Source organism: Niastella sp. OAS944 (assembly GCA_024809215.1).
Classification (GTDB): domain Bacteria; phylum Bacteroidota; class Bacteroidia; order Chitinophagales; family Chitinophagaceae; genus Niastella.
Window position 1 is genome coordinate 968,495 of record JANUBW010000001.1, and the last position, 17,663, is coordinate 986,157.

At 42.2% G+C, this 17,663-nt stretch carries 15 protein-coding genes; 2 read left to right on the forward strand and 13 right to left on the reverse strand.

Annotated features, from left to right (window positions below; all coding sequences use genetic code 11):
* Positions 1-97: 97 nt before the first annotated feature.
* The 4 genes from GGD38_RS03740 to GGD38_RS03755 all read right to left on the reverse strand — a co-directional run bounded on the left by GGD38_RS03740 (position 98) and on the right by GGD38_RS03755 (position 4,548).
* A complete protein-coding gene (locus GGD38_RS03740; protein WP_375299367.1) occupies positions 98-1,465 on the reverse strand; it encodes an alginate export family protein in 1,368 nt (455 codons plus the stop codon).
* A gap of 45 nt (positions 1,466-1,510) precedes the next feature.
* Positions 1,511-1,942 carry a DoxX family protein gene (locus tag GGD38_RS03745; protein ID WP_375299366.1) on the reverse strand — a complete coding sequence of 144 codons (432 nt, stop codon included), beginning with the start codon at positions 1,940-1,942 and terminating at the stop codon, positions 1,511-1,513.
* Positions 1,943-1,995: 53 nt separating this feature from the next.
* A complete protein-coding gene (locus GGD38_RS03750) occupies positions 1,996-3,768 on the reverse strand; it encodes an amidohydrolase (RefSeq protein ID WP_375299365.1) in 1,773 nt (590 codons plus the stop codon).
* An 81-nt stretch (positions 3,769-3,849) separates the two neighbouring features.
* A complete protein-coding gene (locus GGD38_RS03755; protein WP_375299364.1) occupies positions 3,850-4,548 on the reverse strand; it encodes a hydrolase in 699 nt (232 codons plus the stop codon).
* 398 nt (positions 4,549-4,946) lie between these two features.
* Between GGD38_RS03755 and GGD38_RS03760 the strand changes: the two genes are divergently transcribed.
* Positions 4,947-6,590 carry a sigma-54 interaction domain-containing protein gene (locus tag GGD38_RS03760; protein WP_375299363.1) on the forward strand — a complete coding sequence of 548 codons (1,644 nt, stop codon included), beginning with the start codon at positions 4,947-4,949 and terminating at the stop codon, positions 6,588-6,590.
* 18 nt (positions 6,591-6,608) lie between these two features.
* Here GGD38_RS03760 and GGD38_RS03765 read toward each other — a convergent pair whose 3' ends face one another.
* From GGD38_RS03765 to GGD38_RS03800, 8 genes are all read right to left on the reverse strand, one after another.
* A complete protein-coding gene (locus GGD38_RS03765) occupies positions 6,609-7,322 on the reverse strand; it encodes a pirin family protein (RefSeq protein ID WP_375299362.1) in 714 nt (237 codons plus the stop codon).
* A 45-nt stretch (positions 7,323-7,367) separates the two neighbouring features.
* The gene (locus GGD38_RS03770) at positions 7,368-8,063 is read right to left on the reverse strand and encodes a YoaK family protein (protein WP_375299361.1); all 696 of its coding nucleotides are present in this window, start codon (positions 8,061-8,063) and stop codon (positions 7,368-7,370) included.
* 29 nt (positions 8,064-8,092) lie between these two features.
* Positions 8,093-9,991, reverse strand: coding sequence for an amidohydrolase (locus GGD38_RS03775; RefSeq protein ID WP_375299360.1), 1,899 nt, complete (start codon positions 9,989-9,991; stop codon positions 8,093-8,095).
* Between the two features lie 22 nt (positions 9,992-10,013).
* The gene (locus GGD38_RS03780) at positions 10,014-10,646 is read right to left on the reverse strand and encodes an isochorismatase family protein (protein ID WP_375299359.1); all 633 of its coding nucleotides are present in this window, start codon (positions 10,644-10,646) and stop codon (positions 10,014-10,016) included.
* Positions 10,647-10,814: 168 nt separating this feature from the next.
* The gene (locus GGD38_RS03785; protein ID WP_375299358.1) at positions 10,815-11,333 is read right to left on the reverse strand and encodes a DUF488 family protein; all 519 of its coding nucleotides are present in this window, start codon (positions 11,331-11,333) and stop codon (positions 10,815-10,817) included.
* 84 nt (positions 11,334-11,417) lie between these two features.
* A complete protein-coding gene (locus tag GGD38_RS03790) occupies positions 11,418-12,092 on the reverse strand; it encodes an NADPH-dependent F420 reductase (RefSeq protein ID WP_375299357.1) in 675 nt (224 codons plus the stop codon).
* A 98-nt stretch (positions 12,093-12,190) separates the two neighbouring features.
* Complete coding sequence (locus GGD38_RS03795) at positions 12,191-12,799, reverse strand: Crp/Fnr family transcriptional regulator (RefSeq protein WP_375299356.1); 609 nt, start codon at positions 12,797-12,799, stop codon at positions 12,191-12,193.
* A gap of 136 nt (positions 12,800-12,935) precedes the next feature.
* Positions 12,936-13,550: a fibronectin type III domain-containing protein gene (locus GGD38_RS03800; protein WP_375299355.1), complete on the reverse strand. Its 615-nt coding sequence runs from the start codon at positions 13,548-13,550 to the stop codon at positions 12,936-12,938.
* Between the two features lie 1,319 nt (positions 13,551-14,869).
* On the opposite strand from GGD38_RS03800, the gene GGD38_RS03805 reads away from it, so the two are divergent.
* Positions 14,870-16,324 carry an exo-beta-N-acetylmuramidase NamZ domain-containing protein gene (locus tag GGD38_RS03805; RefSeq protein ID WP_375299354.1) on the forward strand — a complete coding sequence of 485 codons (1,455 nt, stop codon included), beginning with the start codon at positions 14,870-14,872 and terminating at the stop codon, positions 16,322-16,324.
* 61 nt (positions 16,325-16,385) lie between these two features.
* Here the strand turns inward: GGD38_RS03805 and GGD38_RS03810 are convergent, their stop codons facing one another.
* Complete coding sequence (locus GGD38_RS03810; RefSeq protein WP_375299353.1) at positions 16,386-17,615, reverse strand: polysaccharide lyase; 1,230 nt, start codon at positions 17,613-17,615, stop codon at positions 16,386-16,388.
* Positions 17,616-17,663: the final 48 nt, after the last annotated feature.

Genomic DNA, 17,663 nt, shown 5'->3' on the forward strand with positions numbered 1-17,663 from the left:
GAAATTGCTTTGTGTTTATTAAACAAACAAAAAACCATCCACCAGGTGGCGGACGGCCTTTTTGTTATCAAAACAATGTCGGTCAATAAAACGTTGATCAAAATTTAACCTGCAAAGTTGCTCCGCCAAAAAGAATATCTTTTCCGGGACTTACATCCTTTAGATATGCGCCGGCTTTAAACCAGGTAGCTTCTACCCTTAGTAAAAAGTATTGATTGGGCGTAAAGGTTACATCTGTGGCCAGTTGGTGTCCAATAAACTTATTTTTTGAATTGCCCGAAGTATGGATAATTGAAACGTTGGGCGCATAAATACCATCCTGTGTACTATATCGCCAAAAAACATCATGGTCTACTGTCCAGGTTAATTTATCATCTATCAATTCAAAAGCTATCGACGGATGTATATCAAACAGGTTAGACGGCCCTATCAACGCAGCCAGTCCAAAATAGGCGCCCCTTGGAAATAATGGATTGAATGTTTGAAGCCTGCCATCGCCCCTTTGCCTGTCGCCGGAAATGACCTCCGTTTTGATCCCGATCTCGGGTTGAAGGCTTGCCCTGGTAAACTTATAACTTGTATTGGCAGAAAGCGTCCAGGCGGAAATGGCTTTCCCCACAAACTTTCCAAATTGATAAACACCTTCCAGATCATATTTCCAACCGGCATCAGCCCCCCATACTCTTGCACCAACACTGTGCCGGCGCTCTTTTCCTGTGCTGTCCTCAAAAGCTGCCTTTGTCTTACTTAAGCCTAAATAATACAGGTCAACATTTTTAAGTATAGGGACCTTGTTCTTAACCAGGTAAGCTCCCCATATATTGATATCCCTGTTTGAAACGTCATCGAAAATTTCCTTCTTCGCCGTAACATAACGTCCATAAAAGGCATCTAATCTCAATGATCCCAGGCTGAAAATTGACCTTACAGCATCAAAGGACTGGCGATTGTTGGGCAATTCCCTTACTGATATCAATCTTTGGGAACCATACGAAAGTTCCTGTCGGCCAACCCGGAGTATTGCATTTTTAGAATTGGTGTTTATATCAAAAAACGCCTGGTGCAGATCTAATGGGTTTTCGTCAACCGCACTTGTTCCCGATGCTTTTCCGTTTGCCATACTTCCCTGCAACTGACCAAACAACCGGAAATTTTTTCCTGCATGAAGGTCTGTATGCAACAGAAAACGCGAAAACAGAAAACCATCATCATCTTTGGGCGCATCTCCCCAATCCTCGTTCCTGATATTAAAGTATTGATATCTCACTTCTCCGCCAATGCTAAGATATGTATTACCTTGTGCGGATAAGGACAGATATTTTATATTCCTGTAGAACGATGCAGTTGTATCACTTTTCAGTACACTATAATCCTCGTCGTATCGCAACGTTTTAAATTGCGGCAATTGCTGGCTATTTGCATGCAGGAAAAAAAACAAGCACATCGAAAATAATAAGTGTTTCATCCCTGGTCTTTTTCAAATAATAATAAAGCTACCAATTGTAAAAGCTTAATTCAATGATTTATAGATCCGGTAATCAATTGAATATTTTCCCGGCCCTATAAAAAGTATAAACAGGTACACCATGCTATACATAAAAGGTGTATCCCGCTCAAGAATGCTGTCGTGCCAGTGAACTACAAAATATCCTGTAAGCGTTATAGCTAAAATGGGAAGTATTGCCAGTCTTGTGAACAATCCCAGGATCACAAATACCGGAAAAACAAGGTTACCAGCAATAGCAAATCCTTCATTTAGCATTTCCGGTAAATGCAACGGATTGGGAACCTGTTCTGCCACTGCAACGCCTACTCCAAGTTTCTTTAAACCATGGGCTAACATAATCTCCAATGAAATGGCAAACCTTAATATTAAAACAGATAAATGAAATACCGTTGCATCGGGAAATGTATTCGTTAATCTTTTGATCAAATCTTTCATACCATGTAATTGAAAAGTATCTGTGCAGGAAAGCTCTTCTCAGAGAATATTCGTTACTTATACTGATATCCCCCATAATAATTTACAGGTGACCAGCCCGGAATAGCATTCGGAACTGCAGGCGCAACTGATTTAAATTCGCCCTCACCATAAACTATTTTACCATTCATAACGGTCATTAACGAGTGAATATCCTTTAATTTTTCTGCTTCTGTTTTCAGATAATCATCACTTATAATCACCAGATCGGCCAAATATCCTTTTTTAAGCGTTCCTCTGTCTTTATCCTGATTGATAAGGCTTGCGCTGCCTTGTGTGTATAATTTCAAAGCAGAGATGCGGTCGAGCTTATTTTCATTGCCGGTATAATTATTTCCACCTACCGTTTTTCCGGTTGTAAGCCAGTACAAGGCAATCCATGGGTTATAACTTGCCACCCGCGTTCCATCGGTACCCGCGCCTACTTTAATACCCATATCAAGCATTTTGCGAATGGGCGGCGTGTTCTGAGCTGCCTGTTTTCCATATCGGGCTACGAAGTTTTCGCCCTGGAAAGCCATTCGATGCTGAATTGAAATGCCACCATTCAACGCCTTAATACGTTTCAGATTTTCTTCAGAAACCGTTTCCGCATGATCGAACAACCAGGGCAAACCATTTAATGGCAACTCCCTGTTCACCTCTTCAATAACATTCAGGAACCTGGTTATTGTTTCATCATAGGTAGCATGTAAACGAAAAGGCCAATGGTTTTTCACCAACAGGGTAATCACATCTTTCAATTGCTTTTCCATAGCGGGTGACAACTCGGGTCTCGGTTTATTGAAGTTTTCAAAATCAGCACCGGATGCAACCAGGTTTTCTCCGCCACCTTCAATAAAATATGTCTGTTCGGGTCCTTCGCCGTGTTGGTGGTCAATATCTACCATACCTATCCATTTTTGATAGTCGGCCAATTCTGTGCCCGGCTTTTGGGCAAACAGATAATAAGGCAACCGGATGTTTAACTGACCGAGTTTAACAAGAGAATCAGTAATATAATAATCATCAGGAAAGTTTTGAAAACCGCCGCCGGCATCCATCACGCTGGTTACTCCCAATCTATTCATTTCAGTTATAAAGAGCCGGGTTGAATTCATTTTCTCCGCTGGTGTTAGTTCCGGCAGCTTAGCCAATGTGGAATATAAGATGAAAGCATTGGGTTCTGCGATCAGCAATCCGGTCGGTTGCCCATTAGCATCTTTTTGTATTAAACCTCCATTCGGATTAGGTGTATTTTCATTAATGTTTAATGTTTTCAAACCAGCTTTGTTCAGGTAGGCATGCCCGTATAAATAAAGAATAAACGCCGGCGTATTACCTGTAGCCGCGTTTATTTCCTCTAAAGTAGGAAGCCGCTTCTCTAAAAACTGGTGTTCGTTCCAGCCTCCTACTACCCTCACCCATTGCCCTTTAGGTGTTCTTGCAGCCTGTTCTTTCAACATTTGCAAAGCCCTTTTGAGTGTTTTTACGCCATCCCATCTCAATTCTGTATTATAGAACCTGCCTGCACGAATAACATGCAGGTGAGAGTCGTACAATCCGGGAATTACGGTACGTCCGTTTGCATTTATTATTTTGGTAGTTGCCAATTTATATTTCAACATTTCCGCATCGGTTCCTGTTGCAAGCACCTTGTCGTTTGAGATGGCAACAGCCTGCGCCTGCGGCAATGCATCATCCAGCGTAATGACCTTTGCGTTGTGAATGATAAGTGTTGCATCTTTTTGTGCATGTACCGACAGAAATACAGCCAATAAAATTAACAGCGTCAGAATCTTTTTCATATTCTAATTGTTTTAAAGAGAAGGGTCAGGATTTTGCCCCCTGCCCTTCCTACATTATCTCAACCTTCCGAAAACCTGTCTTTAGTGCTTCAACATATCATGCGCATATTGAATACCCAAACCATAAGCACTGCCATATTTTTTGAAAAGAGATGTAACCGCTGCATAAGTTTCCTGACGTGCCCAGTCCCTTTGTAATTCAAGAACGTATTGAGTTGCGGTGATGGGCTGCACTCCTGCCTGTATTAAACGCTGCATAGCCATTGCGTGCGCTTCGTTACTAACACCACCTGATGCGTCTGTAATAACGTATACTTCATAACCTTCTGAAAGGGCTGATAAAGCAGGGCCTACAATACAAACCTCTGACCACAAACCACCCATTACAATTTTCTTTTTTCCTTTGGCAACTATGGCATCATGCGCTTTCACATCTTCCCAGGTATTCATCGTTGTTCTATCAATGTAGTTTTTCGTTTCGGGGTAGAACTCAGTGATCTCAGGGAAAACAGGTCCACTGAAGCTTTTTTCAGCAACAGTTGTTACAACGGTAGGCACATTGAAGATCTTTGAACCACCGGCTACGAGGCCTACGTTATCACGCAATTCGCCAATGGCAATGCTCTTTGTAGCAAAGGCCATCTGACCTTCGTAATCGATCAATACCAATGTGTGGTTTGTTGGTGATAGTAAACGTGGCGATGGTTTTTGTGCGTCGGCAGAGGCCGAAAATAATAGAACAGTAAAGATTGCAGAGATTGCTTTGATCATCTTTTTCATGTTTGCTTTTTTAATTATTATATATTCTATTGTTTGAATTGACTATACAAAAATACGTTTCAGTTAAGGCCAGGTCAATTGACAAATAAAGGCGATCGATGTATATTTCATAGATCATAATAAAACGATCATATACAACCGTATTTGAACAGTACCCATCCGGGGTCGTGCCGGTTCTTTCGGCGTATCAATTAAAATCAAACTGAGGATTGTTTTGGAACTCATAAGCGTAATAACTTCACAGCACTGTATCCAAAGGCTGTGCCCGGATACATAGAATTGATTATCACTATTATGCAGGCTATTAAAATTTTCAGGGGTTACGCTATATCATAAAATTATGATCAACCACAAAAAACCATCCCTAATAAGTATTTATGTAACTTCGTAATTTCAGTATGGATAAAAACAGTTTAACCTCTGCATCAAACTCCATAGAGTCATCTGATACGGCGGCACAAAAGGTGTTGGAAGCATTGCGACAAAAGGAAAACGAACAGGCGACATTACTTTGCCTGGCCAGCCGTATTGCGGCGGCACGCAATCGGCAGGATTTAGAGAATATCATTGATGAAGAGATACTTGCTCTCTTTAAAGGCGCCTTTTACACGCTTTGCCTTTTGCATGACGACAAACAAACCCACTTTCCTTTTTTGGGCAGCAACACAATGCCTGGGGAAAATAATCCGGTGAACGACGGCATTTTTGATGTTGCTCTTTCCTCCACAATTCCTTTGGTTTTTAAAATAACAGATCTTGTTAAGCGCAACAATACGCCATCTTATATTCTTCATTGGCAGCAAATGGGCATCGAAGAGTTAATGCTTGTAAGAATTATCAATGGAAACGAGCATAAAGGAGTTTTGTTTTTGTATGCAGAAAAACCATTGTCTTTTTTAAACAGCCAGTTTGGTTTATTCGCAGGAATGGCTGATCTGTTGGGAACCGGTATCTGTAATGTGCTGGCAAATGAAAAGATAGAGCGGCAGCTGGAAGAAATTAACCAATATAAACAGCAACTGGAAAAAGAAAATTTTCTTCTTTTGGAAGAACAAAGATCGAATAATGGCTTCGCTAATCTGATTGGGGGATCAATAGAAATACAAAAAGTATATCGCCTCATTTCGCAGGTTGCCGCTTCAGACGCCACCGTTTTGGTGTTGGGGGAAACAGGTACGGGCAAAGAACTGGTAGCAAGAGCATTGCATGAAGCATCGCCCCGCAAAGAAAAATTAATGGTTAAAGTGAATTGTGCAGCTATGCCTGCAAACCTGATCGAAAGTGAGCTGTTTGGTCATGAGAAGGGCAGTTTCACCGGCGCACTGGAGCGTCGGATCGGAAAGTTTGAACTAGCCAATAACAGTACGATTTTTCTTGACGAAATAGGTGAGCTGCCACTCGAATTACAGTCAAAATTACTTCGGGCCATCCAGGAAAAAGAAATTGAACGTATCGGCGGCAGAGCAACCATTAAAGTGAATGTTCGCATTATCGCTGCTACGAACAGGGACCTCGAAAAAGAAGTAGCAGCTAACCGGTTCCGCAATGACCTGTTTTACCGGCTGAATGTTTTTCCCATTTCGTTACCACCGTTACGCAAACGAACGGAGGATATTCCAGCCCTGGTTTCCTATTTTATTGAACGCTTTGCCAGAAATTCGGGAAAGAATATAGTTAATATATCGCATAAGGCGCTTGAAAAATTAATGAACTATTCCTGGCCTGGTAATATCCGCGAGTTGGAGCATCTCATTGAACGTACAGTTTTGCTCACCAATTCAACCACCATCAAAGAAGTTCAGCTTCCCGAAAAAAGACACAGTGCATTAACAGCCAATTCAGGTGAATTCCATATTCGACCATTGGCCGACATTGAGCGGGAATATATTCTGAAAGCTATAAAAATGTCGCGGGGAAAAATCTCAGGTCCTAATGGCGCTGCGGCGAAACTGGAATTGCCCTCTACTACCCTGATATCCAAAATGCAAAAACTGGGAATAAAAAAAGAGCACTTTATTGACCGGAACGGCGCCGGCGAATAGTGCTCCTTACCTTCCTGGCTACTTTTGATTTACAGGTGTTTCAATGATCAGGAATTCGCTTTCTTCCCTGCATGTTATCTCAATGTGACTGGCATCCCAAATGCCCAATGCATCGCGGGTTGATACCGGAATGTTATTAATACCGATGTGTCCGCTTATTACAAATACGAACACACATGTATTTTCTTTATTGAAATTATGCCGAACTATCTCATTCTGATCAAACCATCCTAATATTAAACGGGCGTTCTGGTTGATCCAACAATGTTTTAATCCTTCTTCACCCGAAACAATGGTAGTTAACTTATTCTTCCTGCCTTCTGCCGGAAAACTTCTCTGTTGATACCGGGGTATTATATTTTGTTGTTTAGGCTGTATCCAGATCTGCAGGAAATTTACATCCTCGTTGCCAATATTATATTCTTCATGCCGTAAACCACTTCCTGCACTCATGATCTGAACACCACCGGGTTCTATAACCGTGCTGTATCCCATGGAATCTTTATGATTCATTTTCCCTTTTAATAAAATGGAAATGATCTCCATGTTAATATGCGGGTGAACGCCAAACCCCTTTCCCGGCTCAACAAAATCGTCGTTGAAAGCTACCAGGGTACCGAATGCACTTTTTAAGGGATGGTAGTAATCACTGAAACTGAAATAAAAATTGCTTTTTAACCAACCAATATCCTTGATGCCTCTGTCTTCTTTATTAAACCGGTGAAAATTCATAGTCACGTTTTTGTTGAAGGTTTATAATCTTATTGATAAAGCAAATCATTTTTTTACAGCAAATTCGGCGGATTCTCCCTGTAAGTAACAAATTACGATAGCTACCCCTGGTACGATAATAGCACTTAACCCGAGCCATTTTGATAACATTGCACCGATAACGCAACCGGCCAGGAATCCTCCGATAGTAATTAATTGTTTTTTAAAACTCGCCCATGACAACCCATCTCCGGTTATTCCTTTACGTATCAAATTGCCCATATCCAATGAAGCCTGCGTTACATTTCCGGTCATCATGGTAGTTGGACCGAACGTTTCTTTTGCATATAATTTTCCAAATGCATTTTGTAAACCCATGCCCAACACTGAAACCAAAACGGCAAAATAAACAATCGCTTTTTCATCAATTCCTTTTATCATCGGAAGTAAAAAAGCGGCTATTCCGACAAATATCAAAATTATACCTTCCGTATACAATATCCTGTATTTACGCTGCGATCTTTCGGCCAGCCAGCCACCCATCATAACTGCCACAACAAAAACAGGGAAAGTGAGCAGCTTGAGCCAGGAAGACATACTATTAGTTTCTGTAACAACCTGGGCTGCAAACACGATGAAGTTTCCGGTAACATGCGCCGAAAAAATGTTATCTCCTGCAACAAATGTGGCGGTATCGCAAAAGCCTGCGACCCAGGCAAGCAAAAATGTAACCCAGTTAATACTATGCTGTTGCTCTATCATGTTTCTTCGTTTTATGTTTGTAACATCCTTTAAAATGCAAAACAGGAACATCCCAAAGCACCCCAAAAAGCGGTGTAATTGTTTATGGGAACATTGCTCAGTCGTGCACTGTCATGGTCGTGACCATGAATATTACAGCTTCCGGCGCAACAATGCACATGAGCTGTAACTGAAGATCCATCGCTAAAGCCCTTATTACCTGTTGTTCCCGGTTTTTGCGTTTTTGTCGCAGAATAATATCCACCATGGCGGCTTACCGGCGACCAATCGGGCAGAACAGGGATGGCAGGCGGGGCATAGTCAGCAAATTCTTCTTTTGCATATACTATCTTTCCGCCAACAATGGTGAGCACCGATTCAATAGACTTGATGGCCTCATCCCCTACCTCGAAATAATCGGAATCGAGTACAGCCAGATCGGCCAGTTGTCCGGCTTTAATGGCCCCTTTTACATCCTGTTCAGAAGAGAACCAGGCGCTTCCCCTGGTAAACAGCTCCATTGCCGTTTCCCTGCTCAGTTTGTTCGCGTCTCCATATAGCTGCAATCCACCAACTGTTTTACCTGCCGACAACCAATACAACGCAACCCAGGGGTTGTAACTACTAACCCGGGTAGCATCGGTACCTGCGCCCACAGGAACACCGGCCTGCAGCATACGTTTCACAGGTGGTGTATGTGCTGCTGCTGTTGCGCCGTATCTGTTCGAAAAATATTCTCCCTGAAAAGCCATGCGGCTTTGTATGGCTATTCCGCCGCCGAGCGCTTTTACCCGATCGATATTCCGCTCATCGATCGTTTCTGCATGATCAAAGATCCAGGGTAACCCATCGAAAGGAATATCCCTGTTCACTTTTTCAAAAACATGTAGAAAGCGGGTAATACTTTCATTATAGGTAGCATGTAACCGAAAAGGCCAGCGATGCTCCACTAATAACCGAACCACTCTCTCCAACTCTTCTTCCATAATTTCAGGTAGATCGGGACGCGGCTGCACAAAATCTTCAAAGTCTGCAGCAGAAAAGACCAGCATTTCACCAGCGCCATTGTGACGGTACATATTATCACCCTGGTGCAATTTTACCGATTGCGTCCAGTGTTTAAAATCTTCCAGTTCCTGTTTCGGTCGTTGGGTAAATAAATTATAAGCGATCCTCACAGTGAGTTGTTTTCTTTCATTCAATTCATTGACGACCTGATAGTCATCGGGATAATTTTGAAAGCCGCCGCCGGCATCTATTACACTGGTAATTCCAAATCTATTTAACTCGGTCATAAAATGGCGGGTTGAGTTTACCTGATGTTCGAAAGGAAGCTTTGGTCCCTTTGCCAGAGTAGAATACAGAATAAGCGCATTTGGGCTTGCCAGTATTAAACCGGTAGGTTCGCCATGGGTGTTCTTTTGAATTTGCCCGCCCGGTGGCGCCGGAGTGTCTTTTGTAAAACCCACCGCACGAATAGCCGCCCGGTTTAATAAAGCGCGATCATAGAGGTGCATAATAAAAACAGGGGTATCGGGCGCTATCTCATTGAGCTCATCGAGTGTAGGCATTCTTTTTTCTGCAAACTGATGTTCAGTCCATCCACCTACCACGCGCACCCATTGGGGAGAAGGCGTTATGGCCACCTGGTCCTTCAACATCCGTAGCGCATCTGCCAATGAGGGAACGCCGTCCCAGCGGAGTTCGAGGTTATAATTCAACCCACCGCGTATAAGGTGCGTATGGGAATCGATCAACCCCGGAATGGTACGCTTTCCTTTCAGGTCAATACCGGTAGTTCCTTCGCCATAATAATTATTGTAAATAGCGGCATCATCACCCACAGCGATAAATTTTCCATCCTGTATAGCGACGGCTGTAGCAAACGGAATATTCGGATCAACTGTATGGATCTTACCATTGTACAGGACCATATCTGCTTTTCTCATAACAGTAGTTTAAGTTTTGCATTTAGTGTTTCAGCATGTTATGTGCATAGTGAATTCCGATACCATATGAGCCGCCATATTTTTTGATCAGGTTAGTTACAGCTACATAACTTTCCTGCCGCGACCAATCTCTTTGCAATTCCAGCAGGTACTGAATAGATGTGATTGGTATTACACCTGCCTGTACCATTCGTTGTATAGAGCGTTCATGCGCCTCAGTACTTACATCACCGCAGGCATCGGTAATTACATACACGGTGTAACCTTCCTCCAATGCAGAAAGAGCAGGAAACACAATACATACACTCGTCCACAGGCCGGCCATTACCAGCTTCTTTTTCCCTTTAGCAACAATGGCATTATAGGCAGCTTCATCTTCCCATGTATTCATACTGGTACGATCTATATAACCGGAAGTTTCATGCGGGTAAAATTCTTCAATTTCCGGGAACACGGGACCTGAAAATGTTTGCTCTGTAACAGTAGTTACAACAGTTGGTACGTTGAAAATTTTGGAGGCGCCGGCGATTATCGCTGTATTTGTTCTGAGTTCGCTTAGTGCAATACTTTTAGTGGCAAAGCCCATCTGGCCTTCAAAGTCAATTAATACAAGAGCGTGATTGTCGGGTGATAATAAGCTTGGAGACGGTTTCATAATCTTTACATTATTTGGTATAGGATAGTCAACAAAAGTGCCATCCTTTATATGAGTGATTATGAAACTGTTATAAAAAGAGAAAAGAAAAACAAGTTACGATATATCGTATTTTTATGAAGGATGTTCGATAATTTAACGTAACTCGTACACCGAATACACATAAAATTACCCAAACAAATCGCCCGGCTGTGGCCCTTTCTTTATTTCTTTCATCACCACCGCATGCTCTTTAATTTTTCCTGTTTCATCAATATGCTTAACGGTGATATCGTCCGCAACCAAAACCTCGGCAATCAGTTTCGTTCTATGACAATGTGCAGGATCTCTTTCGCTACACATGATGGCTACATTCAGATCTTTTTGATAGGCCGTTTTTAGACGCTCGATGCCTTTTTTAAAATAGTCTTTGGTTTTCACTTTTTCATAATCGATGCGCCCTTCGCTATCATAACAGGACGCATCCTTTGGCCGCCCGCCCAATTCATCGCCCATAAAAACATACCTGATACCGTTTTCTTCTAAAAACAGCTTCAGGGTACGCTGGTTGAACTGGAGATGGAACCTTGAAAATGGCTGCGAGCGAACATCTATCAAATACTCAATGCCAAATGCCTGCAACAAGGCTAAAAAACTGTCTGCCTCACGGCTGCCGTGGCCAATGGTATATAATGGCTTTTTTTCCACTAATACAATGTAAGGCAATTCTTATACCTGTATAAATAAAAAAACGCCCCGGCTACACCAGGACGCTTTACTTATATTTCCCTACTAAAGCGCTACCTTCTCCCCTACCTTCTCTTTCGCCTCTTCCAGCGTAACCGTTTTACCCAATGCGCCAAACTCATGCAGATCGCCAAACACTTCAATACGTATCGACTGATCGAGCGCTCCTACGCGAAACGGTGCAAATCCACTGTCGAGTATCAATGATTCAATAGCTTCATTAATGCTGGTATCGTCTGTTGCATAAAAAAGTACCTGCGCTGGTTGCTGATGGGCTGCATTGGCCAAGGTAGCTGCACCCAGGGTACCTAACACTTTTGCGAGTTTTGCACCTTTGGGTAACAAGCCAGCTATTATTTGCCCCGCAGATTCCTGCTCACCTATTATTTTAGCAAATCCGCCTTTTCCGTCTGGTGCAATAGGGTTCGATGGATCGATGATGATCTTTCCCTGTAGTGCTTCTGCATACTGAACTAAGAATTCTTTAATAGTGCTGAACCATATCGACAATACAACAATATCGGCCTCTTTGATTGCTTCGTCAATAGTTAATACCCGTGCCAGCTTGCCCAGCTTGCCTGCGAATTCCTGGGCTTTTGACAATGTTCTGCCCGCAACAATTACCGGGCGATTTCCTTTTACCAGGTTGGTAGCTACTACCTGTCCAATGTTTCCTAAACCTATAACTGCGATCTTCAAATTTGATGCTGTTTGTGTCATAACTAAGTTGATTTAATAGTTTCAATTGATGACACAAATTTCATCACAAATGGATACTGTCCCCAATGACCTGGTTTAAGAAAAAGTATTGATCTGGTTTAAGATTTTGACTTTGGCGGTTTGCTTAGCCGGTTCCTTAACCGGCTTAAGAATTCGGGTGTAATGCCTAAATAAGCGGCTATCTGCACCTGTGCCAGGCGGTTTGAAAGATCGGGGTAATTATCGAGGAACGACTTATAACGTTCTTCGGCCGTAGAGCTGAAATTTTGCAGCAGACGTTGCTGTAATCTTACATAGCTATTTTCAATCAACACCCTGAAGATGCGGTGAAATTTTTGCGCATCGGTATATAAAGTAATAAGATCGTCGCGGGTAATTTGTAACACCACGGTGTCTTCCAATGCATCGATATTTAAAGCGGAAGGATGGATGCCATGAAAACTGCCGAGGTCGTTGATCCAGTTATTTTCAGCAGCAAACCGCAAAATATGGGTATTGCCCTGGTCGTCTATTTTGTACATGCGTAGGCAACCACGCACCACAAAGTTCATATTGGTGCATATATCACCTTCCTGTAATACATATTGCCGCTTGCGGTACAACCGGTGATGAAATTTCTGCTTCACCAACTCCTTTTCATCTTTCGACAAGGCGATCATCTGGTTAAAATAACTGATCAATACATCAATGGAATCCTGTGCGGGCATAGTTTCTTTTTGACAGGGTCAAATATAGCAATTAAAAAAGCGTCCCGACAAAATCGGGACGCTTGAGCAAGAGTATTGCTACCCTTTGTTGCGACAGGTATGCTTTACCACTATCACAATTCCACTCAGCAATTGTTTACTGAATAAATCGTGATACGATGGGCGAGTATACCGCCTGATCGCCCGGGCCTATGGCTATTACGCGAAACGAGTGCTTTACGCCAGGCTGTAAGCCCGACAATACGCATAAAGGCTCGGTAACAGTTTTCGATACCCATTGGCTTCCGCTGCCATCTGCGCTTGTAGTGTACTGGTAAACGTATGCCTTGGCGCCTTTTACTCTTGTAACACGCAGCACAGCCTGCTCGGGCGTTTCTGTGTTAACCATCAACTTTTCAATCGGTTTCAGTGTGGCTACTTCGCCTTTCGACCTTGCCAAAGTAAAACCGCTGGCTAACAGCATCGTTCTGTCACCATTAGCAACCGACTTTACATATTCGGCTTCCTGTGCTAACATGGCGCGCAAAACAGCTCGCTTGTCGTTCTTAATAGATACCAGTACAGTATCCTTACCTTTTGCATTATACAATGCAACCTTATATTCCTCAGTTGCCTTTATTAATTCAGCAACTGTAGGATTGGGATCAGGAAACAGGGCTACATTTTTGGTTAAATCCTGTATAACCTTTCCGCTATCGTTCACCAGGTCGCCATCGCGGCCATAGTTAAATGAACTAACTATTGTGTTCATAACATAATTTTTAAAACGTGATTAAATTTGTTTAAAACGCGCTATTAACAGGCCCTTACCAATTTCATTGGCCAATAAAATGAACAGTAAAGGCATGAATGTGTTGCGATCCCTGCCCTTGCTGCAGGATCCGAATACTATGACCGTAAGATTATAGTGAACAGAAAGACCGGAATGCAAACATTCTGATTTTCACAGAACGGATATGAGTACTTAGCTAATTAGCAGACATGTCTTGTGACCGGTTGTGCATTTTCGATACCGGTTATCGATTGCACTTCGAATATACGGTGGCCGGCAGGCGATTTCCAAATTTTGGCAACACTTGGCAACACTTGGCAACATTTCCTAGGTAGAACTACTTAGTGCCCATGACGACGGTCAGTGTTTTATAACGTTATTTACTACCCTTAATTGATTGCAAAACCGCCTCACTCGTATCGTTCACATTGACAGATCAAAGATAGAATGGTAAAATGCTATTTCAATCAGGCACCTTCAAAAGTGTCGTCTTTTGTCGTATAATGTCGTAAAATGTCGCGAAAAGAATGACCGTCGTCAGTGAATTTACCCTTATAAATTGCCCTGTTTTCCTGAAAATAGTCCTACGTCAACTATAAGGCGGTATGATAATCCTTCCCGGCCTATACAGTATCATCAGCCGATTTCAATGATGATTTGCCATTGCAAAAACAATCATCTCGTTTACTTCAATAGATATGAGCATTCGCTGAATTTATATGAGGCCAACATTATTTCAAATTACCCTAAAATCATTGTATGCAACGGAAGAAATGATTTTCGATGACCATCATTTGAACTATTTTTTATTTAGAATTTAATATTCGCACTCCCTTAATCAATATTTCGAAATCAAAATTTATATCAGGGTAATCAAAATTCATATTTAGGTGAAAAGAAATCATATTACGCTAACACAAAACAATATCATCCTGACCTAATATAATATTACACATACAGTAATCAACATCGCCCTTCCAGTATTCAATGTAAGCGATAAAAATCCAATGAATCGATATCAAAAATCAATTATCACATTTATCAATTTGATTTTTTGTTTTAAAATTCAATTTCATGCTGATCTAAATTGATTTTGACCTAACAATGTTTAATATTTGCCTGATCTAAATTAATATTACCCAGATCAGAAATGATATTGACCAAATACAAAACCATACTACCCTGACAATAAACGATATCAGGGCTATAACGCACTCCATCACCACCCGATTGATTCTTCCGGCCCCCACAACAAAACAAACCTGCTCTTTAACAAAGCCGCATGCCGCTTTTAACCGATGATTTGCGTCATAAATAATCCCACTAACCACGATGCACCTCAATGGTTACTGCGTGTTTTTGCTACGCTCAACCATACATTGAACGGTATTGTTGCCCCATTTGGCAGAAACAGGAATGCCGGCAACGCAAAAGCAAAAAAACTGTTGAATGCGCAATCACGTAACCCCGAAGGAGCTATCTTAGCGTTATCTGATCAAAAAAGAACGGGAGATTACTATTCAATCACCAACTATTCAAACATGAAGATCTATTGTTCATTAGTATTGATTTTGGGCTTAATGCTGAAGACAGAAACGGGAACTCCGAAAAACGAACCGCCCACTCACCAAATAATTACCGGCGCCGAGCAAACAGAAAAATATCTTCCCTTACTGAAGAATAAACGAGTAGGCATTTTAGCCAACCCTACTTCTGTTATTGGCCAAAAACACCTGGTTGACAGCCTGATGAACCGTGGTATCAAATTCGTAAAAGCTTTTGGTCCCGAACATGGCTTTAGAGGCAAAGCCAGCGCCGGCGTACATGTATCTGATGAAACCGATGCCGCTACAGGTATTCCCATAATCTCGTTATATGGCAGTAAAAGAAAACCTTCGAAAGAAGATCTGGCCGATGTTGATATTATGATCTACGACATTCAGGATGTGGGCTGCCGTTTTTATACCTATATCAATATTCTGCGCGATGTTATGGAAGCCTGTGCAGAGAACAATAAAGAGCTGCTGATCCTCGATAGGCCCAACCCCAATGGTTACCTGGTTGATGGTCCTATACTCGATATGAAATACAAATCGGGCATTGGCCAGTTCCCAATTCCTATTGCACATGGTATGACCATTGGCGAATTTGCCAAAATGATCAATGGCGAAGGCTGGCTGCCCGAAAAACGGAAATGTAAGATCACCATCATTCCGGTAAAAAATTACCGCCACGATATGGAGTATGTGCTGCCAATAAAACCCTCACCCAATTTAAATACCCAGCAAAGTATTATGCTTTACCCTTCAACCTGTTTGTTTGAAGGTATTGCCTTGAACCATGGCCGCGGCACCCAGTTCCCCTTCACCGTTTTGGGCGCACCGGCATTAAAAGATAAATATGCATTTTCATATACGCCAACAAGTATTCCCGGTATGGCAGAATCACCGCTGTATATGAACGAGGTTTGTTATGGGCTCGATCTTCGTAAATACGACGTTGCCAACCTGCGCAAAAGCAAAAGGGTTCATATTGAATGGGTAATTGAATTGTATAATGCATATCCCCAAAAGGAGCGTTTCTTCGACCGTTCTATCAGCAAACAAATTGGGAATATTGATTATCTGTCGGGCACTGCAGAATTCAAAAAACAGATCATAGAAGGAAAAACCGCTCAACAGATCCGCGACAGCTGGGAGCCGGGTTTGTCGCAATACAAACAAATGAGGAAGAAATATTTACTGTACCCATAAACGATAAAAACGGCCCGGCTACCCGCCAGACCGTTTTATAAGTATGATTAAAAATTGCCTTTTATTTCACAATAGTGAACGTAATGGTTTTAGGTGTTCCTGCAGTTGTACCTGAGTACGGAGTAGCTTTCAGCGTATAAGTACCGAGTGCAGGTGGGTTCCAGTTACCATAGAAGTAGTTACCATCGCCATCATCGCCATGCAGTGCAAACGGAGCTGCATCATCGGTAGAGGCTTTGCTTTGTTTACCGCTCAATTCAAACTCTACACTTGTTGCGCCTGAAACAACCGCGCGGATGTTTGATTTTGACAGTTGTAGCTTGCTTAAGCTGATGGTAGCACCATTTGTTATAGACTGTACATCTTTTTCTGTTTCAGCATTTACCAGCTTAAAGTCGGTAATGGCTGCGGTTGTTGTTGGGGTAGTTGTAGTTGTTGTTGCATTTTTAGCAGGCACCATGTCGGCATAAGTAGCGTTCTCATTACCGATCTTAATATCATCTAAATAAAGAACTCTTATATTGGTTGCAGTGGTTCCGCTGCCATTCCAGTCAGATTTGTAGATCCCCATTTTAACACTTGGGTTATGCAGATCGCCTTCTACTTTATACATATTGGCGCCTGAGCGGTTCATGATCTGTACACCATCTTTCCAGATCTCAATTAAGCCATCAGAACCTGAAGAGTGTTTAACGTGCATTACATAAGCATGCCATGCATCTTTATCCCAGTTACCCAGTTCAACCCATGTGGTGCCCATTATTCTGATATAAAGTTTGTCAGATTTAACACGAAGGCAAAGCGCCGGCGTTAAGCTGCCACCCTGGTGCCATTGCGTGATGATCTCATCTTCGGCATCGGCTTTATAATAAGCTGAGGGTACATACAGCGCGTAAGAATACCAGCGGTTGAGGTTTGTTGGGTCGTCGAATGAAATTTCAGATCTTGTACCGCTATGATTTTCGGCATCAGTATCCCTTAATTCAAAACGGGCGGCTTTAGAACCCTGATACACGGGGTTTGTTACCGTGGTGATGGAATAAGAAGCGGAAGTTTGCACGCTTGGTACGGTACTGAAGAAGGTGCTGCCTTCCAGGTTGTCGCTCCATACAAAGTTACCTGTTGCTTTTGCTGAAACTTTAGCGTTCATGGCGCTTTCGTCGTAAGCAGGAGCGGCTGGTTCTATTACTCCTTTTTGACAAGATGCAAATGAGGCCATTAATAAGGCTGCTGCAAGAATACGTTGATTGTTACGGATGAAATTAGCGGTGGTGCGGATTGAAGTTTTCATGTTAGGTTATTGATTTTTTTGGTTTTCGATAGTAACTCGGATTATTTG